At 48.4% G+C, this 589-nt stretch carries 1 pseudogene; it reads left to right on the plus strand.

What is annotated here, in order from left to right:
- Positions 1-589: pseudogene (locus R8N49_RS28920) on the plus strand (ammonium transporter); the annotation flags it as partial.

Genomic DNA, 589 nt, shown 5'->3' on the forward strand with positions numbered 1-589 from the left:
TCTTCCTCATTTCCGGTGCGTTGGTAATGTGGATGGCAGCAGGTTTTGCCATGTTAGAAGCGGGTCTAGTGCGTTCTAAGAACACAACTGAGATTCTAACCAAAAACTTTTGTTTGTACGCGATAGCGTGTACCACTTACCTTGTTATTGGTTACAACATTATGTACGTCGATAACGGAGAAGGCGGTTGGTTACCATCGTTCGGTGGGTTGATTGGTACCCAGGGTGAAGGCGCAGACCATTCTCTTGAATCCGACTTTTTCTTCCAAGTGGTATTTGTTGCAACAGCGATGTCTGTTGTTTCGGGGGCCGTTGCAGAGCGCATGAAGCTTTGGTCATTCTTGCTGTTCTCAGCTGTTTTGACCGCGTTCATTTACCCAATGGAAGGCTACTGGACATGGGGCGGTGGCTTCTTATCTGAAGCTGGCTTTAGCGACTTCGCGGGTTCAGGTATTGTTCATATGGCAGGTGCATCTGCGGCGCTCGCTGGTGTGTTACTGCTTGGTGCTCGTAAAGGTAAATACGGGAAAAACGGTGAAATCTACCCAATTCCTGGCTCGAACATGCCATTAGCAACACTGGGTACGTT

It is taken from the genome of Vibrio sp. 1978 (assembly GCF_033344345.1).